We start from the raw sequence: 18383 nt of genomic DNA, 5'->3' as shown, positions 1-18383 counted from the left end.
TCAGATTGGGCTTTGTCCTACGCTCAAATGGTAATCTTCGTCTGTTTTCCAAACCTTCGGTGGCGCATTGTCGCGCCATGAACTGAACCCAACAAAATGACTCGCGCTGCAAAGCGTCAAGGTCGGGGGTTTAGCGTGTCTGGAAAATCACTTCATCCATGGGGGAGACAATCATGACAAACAGCACCGCTGCGGGCAGCCTTGCCTCACAGCCTGCGTTCTTGTCCAAAGAGCGCATCATCGCTAAACCCGGTTTCAATCGCTGGCTGGTTCCGCCCGCTGCGTTGGCCATTCACTTGTGTATCGGCATGGCCTACGGTTTTTCCGTGTTCTGGCTGCCGCTGTCCAAGGCGGTGGGGGTGACCGCACCTGTTGCCTGTGCACCCGACATGAGTTTTATCGCGCAAGTGTTCTCGTCGCAATGCGATTGGCCGATTTCGATGCTCGGCTGGATCTACACCCTGTTCTTCATTTTTCTGGGTTGCTCGGCAGCCGTATGGGGCGGCTGGCTTGAGCATGCCGGGCCGCGCAAGGCCGGTGTGGTGTCGGCGCTGTGCTGGTGCGGCGGTTTGCTGATTTCGGCGCTGGGCATTTATACCCACCAAATCTGGCTGATGTGGCTGGGCTCGGGGGTGATTGGCGGGATCGGCCTGGGCTTGGGTTACATCTCGCCGGTGTCGACGCTGATCAAATGGTTTCCGGACAAACGCGGCATGGCCACCGGCATGGCGATCATGGGCTTCGGTGGCGGGGCCATGGTTGGCGCGCCGTTGGCTGCGGCGCTGATGAACCATTTTGCCGGGCCGGATGGCGTGGGCGTGTGGCAGAGTTTCGTGGCGATGGCGGCGATTTACTTCGTGTTCATGATCGGCGGCGCGTTGTCGTACCGCGTACCACCGACCGGCTGGAAGCCTGAGGGCTGGACTGCTCCAGCGAACAAAGCCGCTAACGCGATGATCACCAAGCGCCATGTGCACGTGAGCGTGGCTTGGAAAACCCCGCAGTTTGCGCTGGTGTGGCTGGTGCTGTGCCTGAACGTATCAGCCGGTATCGGCATTTTGGGCATGGCTTCGCCGCTGTTACAGGAAGTGTTCGCGGGAAAATTGCTGGGTAACGGCCTGACGTTCAGTCAGCTGGATGCTGCGCAACTGGCGCAAATCGCCGCGATTGCCGCAGGCTTCACAGGCTTGTTGAGCTTGTTCAACATCGGTGGGCGGTTCTTCTGGGCGTCGTTCTCCGACTATCTGGGGCGTAAAAACACCTACTTTGTGTTCTTCGCGCTGGGTTTTGCGCTGTACGCGATGATTCCTAACCTGGGCCATTTGGGCAACGTGTCACTGTTTGTGGCTGCGTTTTGCATCATCTTGTCGATGTACGGCGGCGGTTTTGCCACGGTGCCGGCTTATTTGGCGGACTTGTTCGGCACGCAAATGGTTGGGGCGATTCATGGTCGCCTGTTGACTGCATGGGCGGCGGCGGGCGTGTTGGGCCCGGTGCTGGTCAACTATCTGCGTGAATATCAGTTGAGCATCGGCGTTCCTCGGGCGGCGGCGTACGACATCACGTTGTACATCCTGGCGGGCCTGCTGGTGCTGGGCTTTATCTGCAACTTGCTGGTGCGCCCGGTGGCCGACAAATACTTCATGACCGATGCGCAGCTCGCGGCCGAGCAGGCGTTGGGGCATGACAAAGGCACCGATGCCACAACGTCGCTGGAGTGGAAGGCCGCGTCGGGCAGCATGCCGTTGGTCATTGCCGCCTGGCTGGCAGTGGGCATTCCCCTGTTGTGGGGCGTGTGGGTGACCGTGCAGAAAACGGCGGTGTTGTTTCATTAAGTCGTAAAGCGTTTGCGTAGCAGCTGTCGAGCTACGCGAGGCTGCGTCCGGCGGCAAAGCCGTCGTAAAACCAGACAGCGCGGTGTTTCATATTGACCGTGATCTCAGGTTTTACGATTGCTTCGCAATCGGACGCAGCCTCGCGGAGCTCGGCAGCTGCTACGCAGTCGTGTGTCTTGGACGCATTACGTCAGTCTTATCACCCGCCATGTTTCTGTTTGCCTGACCCGTGCCTATAATGGCCACCTTTTTCGCCCAATGATTTTGCGGAGCTGGTGATGGCCGAACGTAAGGCGTCAGTCGAGCGCGATACTCTGGAAACCCAGATCAAAGCCTCGATCAACTTGGATGGTACCGGTAAGGCCCGATTTGATATCGGAGTGCCTTTTCTTGAGCACATGCTCGACCAGATCGCTCGACACGGGCTGATCGACCTGGACATCGAGTGCAAAGGCGACCTGCATATCGACGATCACCATACCGTCGAGGACGTGGGCATTACCCTCGGTAAAGCCTTCAACCAAGCGGTCGGCGATAAAAAAGGCATGACCCGTTACGGGCACGCTTATGTCCCGCTGGATGAAGCGCTGTCGCGCGTAGTGATCGATTTCTCTGGCCGTCCAGGCCTGCAAATGCACATTCCGTATACCCGCGCGACTGTCGGCGGCTTCGACGTTGATCTGTTTCAGGAGTTCTTTCAGGGCTTCGTGAACCACGCCAACGTGACGCTGCACATCGACAACCTGCGTGGCACCAACACCCACCACCAGATCGAAACCGTGTTCAAGGCGTTCGGCCGCGCGCTGCGCATGGCGATCACGCTCGATGAGCGCATGGCAGGGCAAATGCCATCGACCAAGGGCGTGCTCTGATGCAGACAGTGGCGGTTATCGACTACGGCATGGGTAACTTGCACTCGGTGGCCAAGGCGCTGGAACACGTTGGCGGCGGTCGGGTGTTGATCACCAGCGATGCCAGCGTGATTCGCGAAGCCGACCGCGTGGTGTTCCCGGGTGTTGGCGCGATTCGCGATTGCATGGCTGAGATCCGGCGTTTGGGGTTTGACTCGCTGGTGCGTGAAGTCAGCCAGGATCGCCCGTTCCTCGGGATCTGCGTCGGCATGCAAGCCTTGCTCGACAGCAGTGAAGAGAACGGCGGCGTTGATTGCATCGGTCTGTTCCCAGGCCAAGTGAAGTTTTTCGGCAAAGACCTGCATGAAGACGGCGAGCACCTGAAAGTGCCGCACATGGGCTGGAACGAAGTGCAGCAGAAGGTCGATCACCCGCTGTGGCACAGCATCCCTGACCTGGCACGCTTCTACTTTGTGCACAGCTACTACATCGCGGCGGGCAACCCCCGCCAAGTGGTGGGGGGCGGGCATTACGGCGTCGACTTCGCGGCAGCGCTGGCCGAAGGGTCGCGTTTTGCGGTGCAGTTTCACCCTGAGAAGAGCCATACCCACGGCTTGCAGTTGCTGGAAAACTTCGTGGCTTGGGACGGGCGCTGGTAATGGCGCCCCGTAAAAAGCCGCCGATTCTCACGCTTACCCCCGAGCAAGAGAACGAGGCCAACAGCAAGATCAAACGCTTTATGCAAGACCGTTTCGAACTGGACCTGGGTTCGTTCGAGGCGGCTGAAATCCTTGAGTTGTTCACCCGCGAAATTGCGCCGCATTACTACAATCGCGCGATTTTCGATGTGCAGGCGCACCTCAAAGAGAGGTTCGAAAGCATCGAGAGCGATGTGTGGGCGCTTGAAAAAAACTGATTTCCGAGTCTTCGACTCCCGAATTTTAAGGTTTGCCAGATGCTGATTATTCCCGCTATCGATCTTAAAGACGGTGCCTGTGTACGTCTGCGCCAGGGCCGCATGGAAGATTCCACGGTGTTCTCCGACGACCCGGTGAGCATGGCTGCCAAATGGGTAGAAGGTGGTTGCCGCCGTCTGCACCTGGTTGACCTGAACGGCGCCTTTGAAGGCCAGCCGGTCAATGGCGACGTGGTCACGGCCATTGCCAAGCGCTACCCGCATTTGCCGATCCAGATCGGCGGCGGCATTCGCTCGCTCCAAACCATCGAGCATTACGTCAAAGCGGGCGTGAGCTACGTGATTTTGGGCACCAAAGCGGTCAAGAACCCTGAGTTCGTGGCAGAAGCGTGCCGTGCCTTCCCCGGCAAAATCATTGTCGGCATGGATGCACAGGATGGTTTCGTGGCCACTGACGGCTGGGCTGAAATCAGCACCGTACAGGTCATCGATCTGGCCAAACGTTTTGAAGCGGACGGCGTATCAGCCATCGTTTATACCGACATCGCCAAAGACGGCATGATGCAGGGCTGCAACGTGGAATTCACCGCCGCGCTGGCTGCTGCGACCAGCATCCCGGTGATCGCTTCGGGCGGCATCCACAACTTGGGCGACATCAAGTCCCTGCTGGACGCCAAGGCGCCGGGCATCGTGGGCGCGATTACGGGCCGCGCGATCTATGAAGGCACCCTGGATGTGGCTGAGGCTCAGGCCTTCTGCGACAGCTACAAGGCCTGAGGAGAACCGCATGGCGCTGGCCAAACGCATCATCCCTTGCCTGGACGTGGATAACGGCCGGGTCGTGAAGGGCGTCAAGTTCGAGAACATCCGCGACGCGGGCGACCCGGTAGAAATCGCCCGTCGCTATGACGAGCAAGGGGCTGACGAGATTACCTTTCTCGACATCACTGCCAGCGTCGATGGCCGCGACACCACGCTGCATACCGTTGAACGCATGGCCAGCCAGGTGTTTATCCCGCTGACCGTGGGCGGTGGCGTGCGCTGTATTCAAGACATCCGCAACCTGCTCAACGCGGGTGCCGACAAGGTTTCGATCAACACTGCTGCGGTGTTTAACCCGGAGTTTGTCGGTGAGGCTGCGCAGCATTTCGGCTCGCAGTGCATTGTGGTCGCCATTGATGCCAAGAAAGTCTCCTTGCCGGGCGAAACCCCGCGCTGGGAGATCTTCACCCACGGCGGGCGCAAGCCAACCGGACTCGACGCCGTTGAGTGGGCGATGAAGATGGAAGGCTTGGGCGCGGGTGAAATCTTGCTGACCAGCATGGATCAGGACGGCATGAAAAGCGGCTTTGATCTGGGCGTGACCCGTGCAATCAGCGATGCGTTGGGCATTCCGGTGATCGCCTCGGGTGGTGTCGGCAACTTGCAGCACTTGGCGGATGGCATTTTGGAAGGTCACGCCAGTGCCGTGTTGGCGGCGAGCATTTTTCACTTTGGTGAATACACCGTGCCGCAAGCCAAAGCCTATATGGCTGAGCGCGGGATCGTGGTGCGTTAAACACAAAGGCTACTAGACACCATGGTGTGCCCGCGTCACTCTTGGGCACGCCATGGATTTGGATTGTCTGTCATGTTTAAACGTTTTCTGCTCGGTCTTGCCGGTTGCACGATGTGGCTGGCGAGTTCCACTTATTCGGCGCAAGCCCCTCGGACTCCCCTGGTGCTGCTGACTGAAAATTTCCCGCCTTACAACATGGCCATTAATGGGAAAAACTTCGCGCAAAACCAGAATCTCGAAGGCATTGCCGTCGAAGTGCTGCGTGAAACCTTCAAGCGTGCCGGTATCCCCTACAGCATGACCCTGCGCTTTCCATGGGAGCGTATTTATAACCTCGCTTTGGCAAACCCAGATTACGGTGTTTTTGTCACGGCACGCGTGCCTGAGCGTGAAGCGCTGTTTAAATGGGTCGGCCCAATTGGTCCGGATGACTGGGTCTTGCTGGCCCGGGCAGATAGCCCGATTGAACTGACCTCTCTTGAGCAGGCAGGAAAATACCGGATCGGCGCTTATAAAAGTGACGTGATTGCCCAGTCGTTGGAGAAGCAAGGGTTCAAGCCCGTTATCGTTTTGCGCGATCAGGACAACGCCAGAAAGCTACAGGCCGGGCAAATTGATCTCTGGGCTACAGGTGATCCGGCCGGTCGATTTCTGGCGCGTCAGGTGGGTATTTCAGGGTTCAAGACGGTGCTGCGCTTTAATCAGGCCGAGTTGTATCTGGCATTGAATAAGGAAGTGCCGGATGAGGTGGTGAGCAAGTTGCAGGTGGCGCTGGATGAACTGCGGGCAGAAGGCGTAGTCGAGATGATTCAGGCGAAATACCTCTCGATTCGTTGAATCATCTCGTAGGTGCTTCTGGCAGCTGCGATCTTTTGAATGCTGCTGATTGAAGAGATCAAAAGATCGCAGCTTTGCTACCTCTTCAGCGTTATGGCTGCATGTTCATCTGATAGCTCACAACAGCGGATTGATCGTTTCGGATGTTGTGGCTGTATAGGCAGTGCCGAGTGGTCTGTGCTTGGCGCACTATTTTGAAGGTGTCCTTTTCAAACGCCTCGTCAGCAATGGGGCTATACCCCTCGTGCGCTTCACACTCGGTAGAGGCGGGCGGGCCTGATTTGACGAAGTAGCGCGTATTAAAGTGAGCGTCGCGCACCAGCGTCAGTTCGGTCCAATGGGGGCGCTCAAACCCAAAACCTGTTGCACTTATAGCAGGCATCCACGCATCTCCTTGTTCCACCAGGTTGACGGCCAGCATCCGCACATTCGACAAATCCCCCCATAACGGCCCTTGGTTTTCGCTGGATACGCCGAGTAAACAGAGCATGCTGATACCCGCTTTAGCGCCGACGGGCGCAGTGACATGGGCGTTCCTGCTGGTTAAGGCAGTGCTGTAGTCGGCAGGGTTTTGGCAGCTCTCTGAGCGGTCGACAACTTTGTAGCGGTAAAAGGGTGTGGATATTGAAAATTTCACATCCCAGGTGGGGAAAATGGCGGGATGTTCATCCCCCGACAGTGCGGGCAAATAATGCTGCACAGGCTTCGGGGCAGACAGCGTGGTGATCGTTGCCGGATAAAGCGAGCAATAGTCGGGGTCATTGTTCAGCACGCCATTTTTCCAGCAGTTACTGAGGTTTTCTACTGTGTGCGAGTACTGCGTGTTGAGTTGCTGTGCTTGAGCGATGCCGTCGCTGGTTTCACAAGGGGCGCTTTGATCGCATCGGTTGCGGGCATTCTGGCGAAGGGGGATGGCGCCCAGCACGGCGATGATGGTGTTTGAATCGCGATCCAGCATCGGGCTCCCGGAGAGCGTGCTTGTTGTGAGGTTGCATTGGCTTTTCAGTGCATTGCGCCACACCGCAGGGTGGGCAACGGTATCGGCGCTGGGTTGCAACAGGCAAGACCTGATGGCCAGCGCGTTTACCCGAGGGGACGACGCTCCAACCAGCAGGCCGCTGATAGAGGTTTGGGGGGCGGGGCCAACTGTCAGAGGGTGAATGCCATTTGCGATAAGTCGGGACAGCGGTGCATCCAGCTCCGCTATGGCCAGATTGGTACCTTGCAGGCTTTGCCAATTGACCCTTTTTATTGTGTAGACGGCCTGGTTCTGTGGGGTGTCTTGAAAGTTGTTGAAGCGGATGGCCACGTTTACTTCGGTGTCGGTATTGATGAGTTGCTGGTGGGGAAACTCGAAGCAGTGGCCGCTGGTCAGCACGTACCCTGGTCCGTCACGCTCATAGGCGCGGGTATCAATGAGGCTGGCATTGCAGGTGTGCTTGGCGGTAAACAGGCCAATGCCTGACCAGTGATTGTTCTGGCCCTGACTGTTGTTCAAAACCAGAGGGGGTGCATGGTCGACTACGCCTTGGTCGAAGTTTTTGGCCGCGGCAGGCAAGCAAATAATCAGCAGTGCGCAACCAGCGAGTTGGTGGGCGGTTTTCATGGAATAACCTGATAGTGAGTGATGGTGCCCTGAGGCGGTCACTCAATTAATCAGGTGTCTGAAGGTGGCGTGCGGTACATATGTCTAGCGATAAACACCGTCTTTGCCATGACCCGCCACCGCTTTGTTGCTGCGCAGGCCGATCATCTGTTTGATGTCGATCCAGTCAATGCCTTGTGCTTTTAGCTTGGGCAGTTCTCGCTCCAGCACTGCGAGGGTTTGCGGGTAAGGATGGCCGATCATGACCACCGAACCGTGGGTTTTGGCGTGTTTGATGGCGGTGTTGAGCTGTTCGGTAATCGCTGGTTCGGTCCGCACGTTGTCGAGGAACACATCCCGCGAAACGCTGGCCAAACCAATTTTTTGCGCTTGGGCCGCCGCGACTGTGCTGGCGCTGGTCCGGCTGTCGACAAAGAACTTGTGACGCTGTTGCAGCTCGCCCATCAACCAGGCCATTGCCTGTGGCTGAGCGGTCATGCGGCTGCCTTCATGGTTGTTGATGCCGCTGGTGTAGGGCACCGCCTTGAAGGCTGCGTCGAGGCGTTTGGCCAGCTCATCGAGGGGCAGGTCCGGGTGCCAGGCAAATGGCCCCGTAGCAGGGTCCATCGGCATGTGCAGAATGACGATTTTGCCGGCCTTGTGGGCTTCGCGGGCAAATTCGGCGGCGTGCGGGGTGTCGGGCATGACCGCCGTGGTCACTGGGCCGGGCAGGCTCAAGACACGCCGATCGCGGGGCAGATTTTGCCCCAGGTCATCGATGATCAGACTCAGATACGCCTTGTGGGGCGCTTGAGCAGGGCTGACCGGCGCCGCGTGGGCGGCATCGGTCAGGCAGCAGAGCAGGGCGAGGGCGAGCGAAAAACGCATCTCAATTGCCGCGAGTGATGCTCAAACCTTTGAGCAGGCTCAACGCCTGACTCAACTGGAAGTCATCGTCCTGTGGCATGGGCTTGGCTTTCGGGCCAGAACCGGTTGGGCGATCTGCACCGCCGTTGCCGTTGCCGAGGTGACCTTGCAGGTCGGCCTCTTTGTAGTACTCGGTGTCTTGCTCGCGAGTGATCTTGGCGCGGCTGACTTCGATGTCCGGCACGATGCCTTGGGCCTGGATCGAGCGGCCGTTAGGCGTGAAGTACAGCGCGGTGGTGATTTTCAGCGCGCGATCATTGTTCAGCGGCAGCACGGTTTGCACCGAGCCTTTGCCGAAGCTGGTGGTGCCCATCACCACGCCGCGTTTTTGATCTTGCAGGGCGCCGGCGACGATCTCCGAAGCCGAAGCGCTGCCGCCGTTGATCAATACCACCAGAGGCACGCCTTCGCTCAGGTCTTTGCCGGTGGCCGAGAAACGCAGTTCGGAGTTGGCGATGCGGCCTTTGGTGTAGACAATCAGGCCTTTGGTGATGAAGTGGTCAACCACTTCAACGGCCGATTGCAGCACGCCGCCAGGGTTGTTACGCAGATCAAGGATGATGCCCTTGAGCTTCTTGTTGCCGTTTTCCTTGCGCAGCTTGGTCAGTGCCGCGGCGACTTCTTCGCCCGTCTTGACCTGGAACTGGGTAATGCGGATGTAGCCGTAGCCGTCTTCAAGCAGCTGGGCCTTGACGCTTTTGACCTGAATGTTGGCGCGGGTCAGGGTCACGTCGAACGGTGTGCCGCCATCACGCACCAGGGTCAGGGTGATCTTCTGCCCGATCTTGCCGCGCATTTTGTCCACCGCTTCGGTCATGCTCAGGCCACGTGTGGGCTGACCATTGATCTTGACGATGAAGTCGCCCGCCTGAACACCGGCCTTGCTGGCTGGAGTGTCGTCGATGGGCGAGACAATTTTGATATTGCCGTCTTCAGAGCCGACTTCGATGCCCAGCCCGCCGAACTCACCGCTGGTGCTTTCTTGCAGTTCTGCGAAGTCTTCTGGCCCCAGATACGCGGAGTGCGGGTCAAGGTTGCTGAGCATGCCCTTGATGGCGTTCTCCAGCAGGGTCTTGTCGTCTACGGGTTCAACATACGCAGCCTTGATGCGGTCCATGACCTCGGCAAATGTACGCAGCTCTTCCAGCGGCAGCGGAGCCTTGGCGCTGGCGGCGGCCGCAGGCTGAGCGACTGGCTGGGCAGCCAGTGCCAGAGGCGAGCCAACCACCAGAGCGATCATCAGGGCCAGCGAGTTGAGGCGGGACAAGTGCGGCATGTTGAACGAACTCCTACGTATTAAAGGTGATGGACTCATCCTTGAGTGCGACACCATTGTGCAGGGTCGCTGGGGCGGCCCTGCTGACGAATAGCAAAATACAGCGCTGGTGTGGCTTGCCCGCCGCTGTTGCCCACGGTGGAAATCACATCGCCAGCTTTAACAACGTCTCCGGCGGCCTTAAGCAATGTCTGATTGTGGCCATACAAGCTTAAGTAACCATTACCGTGGTCCAGAATGACCAGTTGGCCTGCGCCGCGCAGCCAGTCGGCAAACACCACGCGCCCCCCGTGCACCGCGTGCACCTGGGTGCCCGCATTGGCGCTGATCATCACCCCGTCCCACTTGGTACGGGCATCGTCGCCCCGGCTTTCACCGAAGCGTGCAAGCAGTCGACCATCAACAGGCCAAGGAAGTTTGCCCCGCGCCTGAGAAAAAGGTCCGCCATAAGAGACGCCTGCACTTGAAACCAAGGCACCAGGGGTCGACTTGACCGGTTTGCGCGGGGCGTCGGTGACAACCGACTCAGCCTCGCGCTGGCGTTTCTTCTCGGCTTCTTGCTGAGCGATCAGCGCTTTTTGCCGCGCCTCTTCGGCTTCGCGGGCCTGACGGGCGAGGGTTTCTTCAATGGTCTTGAGGACTTTAGCCAGATCTGCCTGATCTTGCTCGCGCGACTGGAGTTTCTGATCGCGGTCTTTGACGTCGTTGTTGAGTTTGGCCAGCACTTGCTGGCGTTGGGCGCGCACGGTGTCGAGTTCGGCGCGCTGGGCGTCCAGGCTGCTTTTTTGTGTCAGCAGTTGCGCTTGTTGCAGATTGATATCAGCTTCGACGTTGGCCAACTGGCGCAGGGTTTCGTTGAACCCTTTGAGCTGAGCCATGCGGGCTTGGCTGAGGTAATCGTAATAAGTGAGGGTTCGGGCGAACTTCTCGGGGTTTTGCTGATTGAGTAACAGCTTGAGGTATTCCTGACGGCCGCCCTGATACGCGGCACGGGCCTGAATGGCGATCAGGCGTTGCTGTTCGACTTTTGCGCTGTGGAGTTTTTTCTTCTCGCTATCTAGGCGCAGCAGCTCGCCTTCACTCTTTTTTAGTTCTTTTTGCAGGTCCTCCACCTGTTTTTCCAGCTTACCGATTTCAGTTTCGGTGCTGCGCAGGTCTTTTTGTGCTCCGGTTTTTTCTTCCTGGAGCTTACCGAGGAGCTTTTTCAGCTCGCCGATGTCCTGACGCGTGGCGTCCAACTGTTGTTGAGTTTGCGCACGCTCGTCGGCAAACGCCGGTTGCAGCAGGCACGTGAGGGCTAGGGCTATAAGGGCGCGGAGCATGGGGCGGGCGACACCTGGGGGAACGAGACGGCCTAGTATGCCCGCCATCGTTGCCTATAAGAAATGGAAGAAGGTGAAATTGTGGTTGTGTGTCTTGGTGAAGCTGACCTTGTGGGAGCTGGCTTGCCAGCGATGGGATCACCGTGGCCGACCAGTCAAACCTTATCGCCTGAATCGCTGGCAAGCCAGCTCCCACAAAGGCCTGCGCTTACGCGTCGACCAGGATGGTCTTGCCGGTCATCTCTTCAGGCTGTGGCAGACCCAGCAGCTTGAGCATGGTCGGTGCAACGTCAGCCAATACGCCGCCTTCGCGAACCTTGAACGGGCGCTTGCCGACATAGATGAACGGCACGGGTTCGCAGGTGTGGGCGGTGTGTGCCTGGCCTGTGGACTCGTCTTCCATCTGCTCAACGTTCCCGTGGTCAGCGGTGATCAGGGCTTCGCCGCCAACTTTGTCCAAGGCTTCAACGATGCGGCCCACGCACAGGTCCAGACATTCCACCGCTTTGACGGCTGCGTCGAACACGCCGCTATGGCCGACCATGTCTCCGTTGGCGTAGTTGACCACGATCACGTCATAACGTTGGTGCTCGATGGCATCGACGATCTTGTCGGTGACTTCGGGAGCGCTCATTTCCGGCTGCAGGTCGTAGGTGGCGACCTTCGGTGACGGCACCAAAATGCGCTCTTCACCCGGGAACGGTTCTTCGCGGCCGCCCGAAAAGAAGAACGTCACGTGGGCGTACTTTTCGGTTTCGGCAATGCGCAGCTGGGTTTTGCCGTTTTTAGCCAGGTAATCGCCGAGCACGTTTTCCAGGCTGCCCGGCGCGAAAGCGCTTGGGGCCGGGATGCTGGCGGCGTATTGGGTCAGCATCACAAAACCGGCCAGTTTTGGTTGGCGAGCGCGTTCGAATGCGTTGAAGTCATCTTCAACAAACACGCGGGTCAGTTCGCGGGCACGGTCGGCGCGGAAGTTCATGAAGACCACGGCGTCGCCATCTTCAACCTTCACAGGCTCACCGATAGTGGTGGCTTTGACGAATTCGTCGCTTTCGCCGCGGGCATAAGCGGCTTCAAGGCCTTCCTGAGCGGTGGCGGCGTTGAACTCGCCTTTGCCATCGACGATCAGGTTGTAGGCTTGGGCTACACGGTCCCAGCGGTTGTCGCGGTCCATGGCGAAATAACGGCCGATCAGGCTGGCGATCCGGCCTTTGCCGAGGTCTTTAAAGGCTTCATCCAGCAATTCAATCGACGAGGCAGCGCTTTTTGGCGGCGTGTCGCGACCATCCAGGAAGGCGTGCAGGTAGATTTTTTCTGCCCCGCGTTTAAACGCCAGCTCAGCCATGGCGATCAAGTGATCCTGGTGGCTGTGAACGCCACCATCCGACAGCAGACCCATGATGTGCACGGCCTTGCCGGCGCCAACCGCTTTGTCGACAGCGGCGCAAATGGTCGGATTCTCGAAGAACTCGCCATCACGGATCGACTTGGTGACGCGGGTGAAATCCTGATACACCACGCGGCCAGCGCCGAGGTTCATGTGGCCGACCTCGGAATTGCCCATTTGGCCGTCCGGCAGCCCAACATCCATGCCCGAACCTGAGATCAGGCCGTTTGGCATGCTCGCGGTGAGACGATCGAGCACCGGTTTCTTGGCCGAATAAACGGCGTTGTATTCGTGGCTTTCACTGTGACCGAAGCCATCCAGGATGATCAGGACCAAAGGTTTAGGCGTGGTAGTCATAGATCCCACTCGTGGCTGGTTTAATAGGAGGTATTAAGAAGACGCGCAGTTTAAAGCGAACTTCATGTGACGTCACCGCCGGGCGGGGTTTGGCCGACCAAGGTGGCTGTGTATACTGGCCCACATTTTACCGCCCTGGAACCTTCTGATGGTTGATCACCTGATTGCATTTGCCACTTCTCACTATCTGCTTGTTGGCGCGTTTGTCATCTTGTTGGCGTTGTTGATCGCCCATGAGGTGAGCCGAGGCGGTCGCAGCATCAGCACCGGCGAACTGACCGGCCTGGTCAATCGCGACGAAGGTGTGGTGATTGATATTCGCCCGGCCAAAGACTTTGCCGCCGGCCACATCGTGGGTGCCTTGAACATCCCGCAAGACAAACTGATGGCGCGCGTTGCCGAGCTGGAGAAGCACAAGGCCAAGACCATTATTCTGGTCGATGCTGCTGGCCAGCACTCCGGTACTCACGCGCGTGAGCTGCTCAAAGCCGGTTTCAACGCGGCCAAGCTGTCCGGCGGTATCGCCACCTGGCGCGCAGATAACCTGCCAGTGGTGAAGTAATTATGTCCAAGGTCATCGTTTACTCCAGCGACTACTGCCCTTACTGCATGCGAGCCAAGGCTCTGCTTGAGAAAAAGGGCGTTGCCTTCGAAGAAATCAAGGTCGACGGCAAGCCACAGGTGCGCGCCGAAATGACCCAGAAAGCTGGGCGTACTTCGGTTCCGCAGATCTGGATCGGCGACAGGCATGTTGGTGGATGCGATGACCTGTTTGCTCTGGAGCGCGCAGGTAAATTGGATGCGCTTCTGAACGTCTGACTCTCATTCTCTAAAAGCCCCATGATTAACAAGGATCTGTGATGACTGACCAACAGAACACCGCTGCTGTTAGCGATGATGACACTGCTCCACAATTCTCCCTGCAACGTATCTACGTACGTGACCTGTCGTTTGAAGCGCCGAAAAGCCCGGCCATCTTCCGTCAGCAGTGGGAACCGAGTGTTGCTCTGGACCTGAACACCCGTCAAAAACCACTGGAAGGCGACTTCCATGAAGTGGTTCTGACCTTGTCTGTGACCGTTAAAAACGCTGATGAAGTGGCGTTTATTGCTGAAGTGCAACAGGCTGGCATCTTCCTGATCAAAAACCTTGATCAAGGCTCGATGAGCCACACCCTGGGTGCTTTCTGCCCGAACATCCTGTTCCCGTATGCCCGTGAAACCCTGGACAGCCTGGTCACTCGTGGCTCGTTCCCTGCGTTGATGCTGGCTCCGGTGAACTTCGATGCTCTGTACGCGCAAGAACTGCAGCGTATGCAAGAAGAAGGCGCACCGACTGTTCAGTAATGGTCGAAGCGACACAAAAAAGCGCCGTGAAGGCGCTTTTTTTATGGGCTTGTAGCCGCTGCCGCAGGCTGCGATGGGCTGCGTAGCGGCCCCGCTTTTGCTTTTGATGAAAGGCGAAGGTCCTTCGGCCCTTATCGCAGCCTGCGGCAGCGGCTACAGAATATTGTGGTTACTTGAACCCCAACTGGCGCCAGGCCTCGTAAACGGCCACGGCCACGGTGTTGGACAGGTTAAGGCTGCGGCAGCCTTCGCGCATGGGCAGACGCAGGCGGTGATCGCCATCCAGCGCATCCAGCACTTCGGGCGGCAGGCCACGGCTTTCAGGGCCGAAGATAAAAGCATCGCCTTCGGCAAACTGGGCGTCGTGGAACGGCCGCGAGCCTTTTGTGGTAAACGCGAACAGGCGCGGGTGGCCCAGGCTTTCAAGGCAGCTGGCCAGGTCGGCGTGGCGTTTGAGCGGCGCGTACTCGTGGTAATCGAGACCCGCCCGGCGCAAGCGCTTGTCGTCCAGCTCAAAACCGATAGGCTCGATCAAATGCAGGTGGCAGCCGCTGTTGGCGCACAGCCTGATAATGTTGCCGGTATTCGGCGGAATTTCTGGTTGAAAAAGGATGACGTGAAACATGCACGGCTCCGAACGTAAAGATGGGCAGCATTCTACGCCTGAAGAGGACCCGCGACCGAAGTTATGGCCGCGGGTTTTAGGCTCTTTGGCGATAGTCGGCATGATGGTCGGGATGATGATCGGGCGTTTAACGACCCCAGACCCGATTGAACTGCAACAAATAGAGGTCCAGGCGGACGGGTTGGTGGTGTGGTTCAGCGATGAGCCCAAGCTGCATGGCGAATGGGTTGATGGCACGTTAGGCCTCTTGTTCGCGGCCAAGGGCACGCCGCAAAGCGGTCAACTCAAGCTCAATGGCAAAGATGTGAACTGGCGGGTAAGTCGCACGGACGGGGGCTTGATGCTGACGTTGGTGGCGGCCCGTGCCTTGAAGGGCGACTGGGCCGGTGCGCCGCAGGATGGGCGCTGGCGATTGCAGGTGAGCCTGCGAGAGTAATAAAAGAGGGAATTCCAGCCTGCCTGTACCGGGTTCCCCAAAAGCGTTGTGCGCTTTGATGCAAAAGGCATCAAGGCTGCGGTGTAAAAGTGGGGAGTCTTGGCCTGCCTGTACCAAGGTCCCCTAAACCGGTGTTGCTTAGGTAACAGGGTTATTGCAGGGCGCGTGCCAGTTTTGTTTTTTTGCCTTTATTTTCTTTATATAAACGCGAAAGCCCCGGAATCCGGGGCTTTCGTTTATTCGGGTGTTTAGTGTCTGAAGGCTGTTCAGGCCCTTTAAGTCGCGTGATGCACAGAAGTAGGGCGGCTTGCTTGAGGGTGGTGCGACATTCATAAAACTTCTGTAGGAGCGTGCTCCTACAAGTAATAGGCTTTACGCGTCGTCCCCGTCATCTTCGTCGCCGTCGATTTTCATGCCCAGTTCTTTGATTTTTCGGGTCAAGGTGTTACGACCCCAGCCCAGCAGTACGGCCGCGTCGCGGCGGCGGCCTGCAGTGTGTTTGAGGGCGGTTTCGATCATGATCCGCTCAAAGGTCGGCACCGCACTGTCGAGCAGGTTCGACTGACCACGGCCAAGCGCCTGATCCGCCCATTGACGCAAGGCTTGCTCCCAGTTGGTGACCGGAGACGCATCGTGTTGCAGGTTCAGCAGCTCAGGTGGCAAGTCGCTGATGTGCACTTCGCGACCCGAGGCCATCACCGTGATCCAGCGGCAGGTGTTTTCAAGCTGGCGAACGTTGCCGGGCCACGGCAGGTTTCTCAGGTATTGCTCGGTCTCGGTTTTCAGCAGTTTGGGTTCGACCGACAGTTCTTGCGCGGCGCTGCTGAGGAAGTGCCGGGCCAGCGTCGGGATGTCTTCGCGACGATCTGACAAGCGCGGGATATGAATGCGGATGACGTTCAGGCGGTGGAACAAGTCTTCACGGAACTTGCCAGCCTGCACCAGGGTTTCGAGGTTCTGGTGGGTGGCGGCAATGATCCGCACATCGACCTTGACTGGGATATGCCCGCCCACACGGTAGAACTCGCCATCGGCTAAAACCCGCAGCAGACGCGTTTGGGTGTCGGCGGGCATGTCGCCGATTTCGTCCAGAAACAGCGTCCCGCCATCGGCTTGCTCAAAACGGCCACGGCGCAGGTTGGCGGCACCAGTGAAGGCGCCTTTTTCATGGCCGAAGAGTTCGGACTCCATCAAGTCTTTGGGGATCGCCGCCATGTTCAAGGCAATAAACGGCGAGGCGGACCGAGGGCTATGGCGATGCAGCGCATGGGCGACCAGTTCTTTACCCGTCCCGGATTCACCGTTGATCAACACAGTGATGTTGGAATGGCTAAGACGGCCAATGGCGCGAAACACCTCTTGCATCGCTGGCGCTTCGCCAATGATTTCCGGGGTGGGCGCAGCCGCCGGGGCCACGGCCAGGCCTTGTTGTTCCTGGGCATGCTGGTTGGCACGTTTGACCAGCGACACAGCTTCGTCGACGTCAAACGGCTTGGGCAGGTATTCGAACGCGCCGCCCTGATAGGACGCGACTGCACTGTCCAGGTCTGAATGGGCGGTCATGATGATCACCGGCAGACGCGGGTGTTGCTCGCGGATCTTGGCCAGCAAATCCAGGCCGCTGGCACCGGGCATGCGAATGTCAGAAATGATGACATCAGGCTGCTGACGAGCCAGGCGGCTCATCACGCCATCGGCGCTGTCGAAGCTCTGTGTGGTCATGCCTTCTTGTTGCAAGGCTTTTTCCAGGACCCAGCGGATTGAACGGTCGTCGTCGACGATCCAAACGGTTTCACTTCGGCTCATGTCGATGCGGCTCCTTGTTCCAGAGGCAGAAAGATCGAAAAGAGTGTGTGGCCAGGGTGGCTTTCACACTCGATCAGCCCCTGGTGCTGGCTGATGATGTTCTGGGTGATGGAAAGGCCCAGCCCGGTGCCATCCGGGCGGCCACTGACCATCGGAAAGAATAGAGTGTCTTGCAGCTCGGGCGGGATGCCCGGACCGTTGTCGATGATTTCGATTTTGGTGACCAGTCGATGCCGCACATGGCCAATCGTGAACTGGCGCATGGCGCGGGTTCGCAGGGTGATGCGGCCCAGGCGGAGTGCATTCTGATAGCCGATGGCTTGCATTGCGTTACGCACAATATTGAGTACGGCCTGGATCATTTGTTCGCGGTCGATCAGTAAATCCGGCAGGCTCGGGTCGTAGTCACGCACCAGGGTGATGTCGCCCTGGGTCTCGGCCTCTACCAGATTGCACACCCGCTCCAACACTTCGTGCACATTGGTCATGGCCAGCGAAGGCAGTTTGTTGGAGCCCAGCATGCGGTCGACCAGGTTACGCAGGCGATCGGCTTCTTCGATGATGACGTTGGTGTAGTCACGCAGGCTTTCATCGGGTAATTGGCGCGCCAGCAGTTGGGCTGCACCCCGAATGCCGCCCAGCGGGTTTTTAATTTCGTGGGCCATGCCGCGCACCAGCATCTTGCTGGTTTCTTGTTTGGACAACTGCGCTTCTTCTTTGGTGATGCGCAGCAACCGGTCACGTGGATGCACCTCAAGCAGCAGCATGGTGCCGCTGTTGCTCAAGATCGGCGTTACCGCGTAATCCACGGTCAGGGTTTGGCCGGTGGCAGAGGTCAGCATGGCCTCACGCTTGGTAAACGGGTGGGCTTGCTCAACGGCCAGGCGCAATGACTGCAGGGCCTCGGTGGACTCAGTGAACAGCTCGCTGATGAATTGCCCATGACTGCGTTGGCCGCTGATAGCCAGCAGCATTTCCGCCGCCGGGTTCATGTACTCAAGGCGCAAATCGGCATTGAGTAACAGTGTGGCGGTGGTCAGGTTGTCGAGTAACAGTCGGTGCAGGGCATCACTGATGGTCATGGGCCGATCCCGGATTGCGTGCGCGGGTAAGGCGCTGGTGCAAGGAAAATGCAAAAAACAAACCAAGGCTCCGAAAAGAAGCGCGAATCGCCTGAAATAGGGACTTTAGGCTCGTTTAGGTGGCGCACTGGCTCTGTCCGTCACTCGTTTTGAACCAAAGTGGGCTGGCTAGTGAGAGTTCGAGCAGTGTTCGCACCAATATAGTGCAAGCTAGCTGAATAGATTCAGTTTCTAGTG

At 58.1% G+C, this 18383-nt stretch carries 19 protein-coding genes; 11 read left to right on the top strand and 8 right to left on the bottom strand.

What is annotated here, in order from left to right:
• Positions 1-173: 173 nt before the first annotated feature.
• From RHM56_RS21795 to RHM56_RS21765, 7 genes are all read left to right on the top strand, one after another.
• Entirely contained in the window at positions 174-1835 is a 1662-nt protein-coding gene (locus tag RHM56_RS21795) for an OFA family MFS transporter (RefSeq protein ID WP_322235993.1), read from the top strand.
• Between the two features lie 278 nt (positions 1836-2113).
• Positions 2114-2707 (top strand): imidazoleglycerol-phosphate dehydratase HisB, encoded by a 594-nt coding sequence (gene hisB, locus RHM56_RS21790; protein ID WP_019411757.1) that lies wholly within the window; start codon positions 2114-2116, stop codon positions 2705-2707.
• The gene (gene hisH / locus RHM56_RS21785; RefSeq protein WP_322235991.1) at positions 2707-3345 is read left to right on the top strand and encodes an imidazole glycerol phosphate synthase subunit HisH; all 639 of its coding nucleotides are present in this window, start codon (positions 2707-2709) and stop codon (positions 3343-3345) included. The genes hisB and hisH overlap by 1 nt, the downstream gene beginning before the upstream one ends.
• Positions 3345-3602, top strand: coding sequence for a DUF2164 domain-containing protein (locus RHM56_RS21780; RefSeq protein ID WP_322235989.1), 258 nt, complete (start codon positions 3345-3347; stop codon positions 3600-3602). Before hisH ends, RHM56_RS21780 begins: the two co-directional genes overlap by 1 nt.
• Before the next feature lie 39 nt (positions 3603-3641).
• Entirely contained in the window at positions 3642-4379 is a 738-nt protein-coding gene (gene hisA, locus RHM56_RS21775) for a 1-(5-phosphoribosyl)-5-[(5-phosphoribosylamino)methylideneamino]imidazole-4-carboxamide isomerase (protein WP_322235987.1), read from the top strand.
• 10 nt (positions 4380-4389) lie between these two features.
• On the top strand, positions 4390-5160 hold the full coding sequence (gene hisF, locus RHM56_RS21770) for an imidazole glycerol phosphate synthase subunit HisF (RefSeq protein ID WP_153378139.1): 771 nt from the start codon (positions 4390-4392) through the stop codon (positions 5158-5160).
• 72 nt (positions 5161-5232) lie between these two features.
• Entirely contained in the window at positions 5233-5997 is a 765-nt protein-coding gene (locus RHM56_RS21765) for an ABC transporter substrate-binding protein (protein ID WP_322235984.1), read from the top strand.
• A gap of 91 nt (positions 5998-6088) precedes the next feature.
• Here RHM56_RS21765 and RHM56_RS21760 read toward each other — a convergent pair whose 3' ends face one another.
• The 5 genes from RHM56_RS21760 to gpmI form a co-directional block, all read right to left on the bottom strand.
• Positions 6089-7495, bottom strand: a complete 1407-nt coding sequence (locus tag RHM56_RS21760; RefSeq protein ID WP_322235981.1) for a hypothetical protein — start codon at positions 7493-7495, stop codon at positions 6089-6091.
• A gap of 192 nt (positions 7496-7687) precedes the next feature.
• Positions 7688-8470, bottom strand: a complete 783-nt coding sequence (locus RHM56_RS21755; RefSeq protein WP_322235979.1) for a divergent polysaccharide deacetylase family protein — start codon at positions 8468-8470, stop codon at positions 7688-7690.
• 1 nt (position 8471) lies between these two features.
• Positions 8472-9785 (bottom strand): S41 family peptidase, encoded by a 1314-nt coding sequence (locus tag RHM56_RS21750; RefSeq protein WP_322235977.1) that lies wholly within the window; start codon positions 9783-9785, stop codon positions 8472-8474.
• 35 nt (positions 9786-9820) lie between these two features.
• Positions 9821-11107: a murein hydrolase activator EnvC gene (locus tag RHM56_RS21745; protein ID WP_322235975.1), complete on the bottom strand. Its 1287-nt coding sequence runs from the start codon at positions 11105-11107 to the stop codon at positions 9821-9823.
• Between the two features lie 208 nt (positions 11108-11315).
• Positions 11316-12851 carry a 2,3-bisphosphoglycerate-independent phosphoglycerate mutase gene (gpmI, locus tag RHM56_RS21740; RefSeq protein WP_322235973.1) on the bottom strand — a complete coding sequence of 512 codons (1536 nt, stop codon included), beginning with the start codon at positions 12849-12851 and terminating at the stop codon, positions 11316-11318.
• A 148-nt stretch (positions 12852-12999) separates the two neighbouring features.
• Here gpmI and RHM56_RS21735 point away from each other — a divergent pair, with 148 nt between their 5' ends.
• Genes RHM56_RS21735 through secB form a run of 3 tightly spaced genes read left to right on the top strand, consistent with a single transcriptional unit; the run spans position 13000 to position 14197 of the window.
• A complete protein-coding gene (locus RHM56_RS21735; RefSeq protein ID WP_322235970.1) occupies positions 13000-13413 on the top strand; it encodes a rhodanese-like domain-containing protein in 414 nt (137 codons plus the stop codon).
• A 2-nt stretch (positions 13414-13415) separates the two neighbouring features.
• The gene (grxC, locus tag RHM56_RS21730; RefSeq protein WP_048386465.1) at positions 13416-13670 is read left to right on the top strand and encodes a glutaredoxin 3; all 255 of its coding nucleotides are present in this window, start codon (positions 13416-13418) and stop codon (positions 13668-13670) included.
• Positions 13671-13711: 41 nt separating this feature from the next.
• Entirely contained in the window at positions 13712-14197 is a 486-nt protein-coding gene (secB, locus tag RHM56_RS21725; protein ID WP_322235968.1) for a protein-export chaperone SecB, read from the top strand.
• Between the two features lie 169 nt (positions 14198-14366).
• On the opposite strand, the gene RHM56_RS21720 is transcribed toward secB, so the two are convergent.
• The gene (locus tag RHM56_RS21720) at positions 14367-14822 is read right to left on the bottom strand and encodes a tRNA (cytidine(34)-2'-O)-methyltransferase (protein WP_048360499.1); all 456 of its coding nucleotides are present in this window, start codon (positions 14820-14822) and stop codon (positions 14367-14369) included.
• On the opposite strand from RHM56_RS21720, the gene RHM56_RS21715 reads away from it, so the two are divergent.
• Complete coding sequence (locus RHM56_RS21715; RefSeq protein WP_322235964.1) at positions 14821-15258, top strand: hypothetical protein; 438 nt, start codon at positions 14821-14823, stop codon at positions 15256-15258. The two genes, RHM56_RS21720 and RHM56_RS21715, sit on opposite strands and share 2 nt — an antisense overlap.
• Before the next feature lie 372 nt (positions 15259-15630).
• Here the strand turns inward: RHM56_RS21715 and ntrC are convergent, their stop codons facing one another.
• Together ntrC and glnL are read right to left on the bottom strand one after the other, a co-directional pair.
• Positions 15631-17064 carry a nitrogen regulation protein NR(I) gene (gene ntrC / locus RHM56_RS21710; RefSeq protein ID WP_322235962.1) on the bottom strand — a complete coding sequence of 478 codons (1434 nt, stop codon included), beginning with the start codon at positions 17062-17064 and terminating at the stop codon, positions 15631-15633.
• Positions 17061-18146 carry a nitrogen regulation protein NR(II) gene (gene glnL / locus RHM56_RS21705; RefSeq protein ID WP_322235960.1) on the bottom strand — a complete coding sequence of 362 codons (1086 nt, stop codon included), beginning with the start codon at positions 18144-18146 and terminating at the stop codon, positions 17061-17063. Before glnL ends, ntrC begins: the two co-directional genes overlap by 4 nt.
• Positions 18147-18383: the final 237 nt, after the last annotated feature.

It is taken from the genome of Pseudomonas sp. CCC3.1 (assembly GCF_034347405.1).
Classification (GTDB): Bacteria; Pseudomonadota; Gammaproteobacteria; order Pseudomonadales; family Pseudomonadaceae; genus Aquipseudomonas.
Note: the sequence above shows the minus strand (reverse complement) of the source record. Positions and strands in the feature narration are given on the sequence as shown.

Bases quoted from the DNA above. Each gene is read 5' to 3' on its own strand.
- RHM56_RS21795 (WP_322235993.1), top strand. From the start codon at position 174: ATGACAAACAGCACCGCTGCGGGCAGCCTTGCCTCACAGCCTGCGTTC.
- hisB (WP_019411757.1), top strand. From the start codon at position 2,114: ATGGCCGAACGTAAGGCGTCAGTCGAGCGCGATACTCTGGAAACCCAG.
- hisH (WP_322235991.1), top strand. From the start codon at position 2,707: ATGCAGACAGTGGCGGTTATCGACTACGGCATGGGTAACTTGCACTCG.
- RHM56_RS21780 (WP_322235989.1), top strand. From the start codon at position 3,345: ATGGCGCCCCGTAAAAAGCCGCCGATTCTCACGCTTACCCCCGAGCAA.
- hisA (WP_322235987.1), top strand. From the start codon at position 3,642: ATGCTGATTATTCCCGCTATCGATCTTAAAGACGGTGCCTGTGTACGT.
- hisF (WP_153378139.1), top strand. From the start codon at position 4,390: ATGGCGCTGGCCAAACGCATCATCCCTTGCCTGGACGTGGATAACGGC.
- RHM56_RS21765 (WP_322235984.1), top strand. From the start codon at position 5,233: ATGTTTAAACGTTTTCTGCTCGGTCTTGCCGGTTGCACGATGTGGCTG.
- RHM56_RS21755 (WP_322235979.1), bottom strand. From the start codon at position 8,470: ATGCGTTTTTCGCTCGCCCTCGCCCTGCTCTGCTGCCTGACCGATGCC.
- RHM56_RS21750 (WP_322235977.1), bottom strand. From the start codon at position 9,785: ATGCCGCACTTGTCCCGCCTCAACTCGCTGGCCCTGATGATCGCTCTG.
- RHM56_RS21745 (WP_322235975.1), bottom strand. From the start codon at position 11,107: ATGCTCCGCGCCCTTATAGCCCTAGCCCTCACGTGCCTGCTGCAACCG.
- gpmI (WP_322235973.1), bottom strand. From the start codon at position 12,851: ATGACTACCACGCCTAAACCTTTGGTCCTGATCATCCTGGATGGCTTC.
- RHM56_RS21735 (WP_322235970.1), top strand. From the start codon at position 13,000: ATGGTTGATCACCTGATTGCATTTGCCACTTCTCACTATCTGCTTGTT.
- grxC (WP_048386465.1), top strand. From the start codon at position 13,416: ATGTCCAAGGTCATCGTTTACTCCAGCGACTACTGCCCTTACTGCATG.
- secB (WP_322235968.1), top strand. From the start codon at position 13,712: ATGACTGACCAACAGAACACCGCTGCTGTTAGCGATGATGACACTGCT.
- RHM56_RS21715 (WP_322235964.1), top strand. From the start codon at position 14,821: ATGCACGGCTCCGAACGTAAAGATGGGCAGCATTCTACGCCTGAAGAG.
- RHM56_RS21720 (WP_048360499.1), bottom strand. From the start codon at position 14,822: ATGTTTCACGTCATCCTTTTTCAACCAGAAATTCCGCCGAATACCGGC.
- ntrC (WP_322235962.1), bottom strand. From the start codon at position 17,064: ATGAGCCGAAGTGAAACCGTTTGGATCGTCGACGACGACCGTTCAATC.
- glnL (WP_322235960.1), bottom strand. From the start codon at position 18,146: ATGACCATCAGTGATGCCCTGCACCGACTGTTACTCGACAACCTGACC.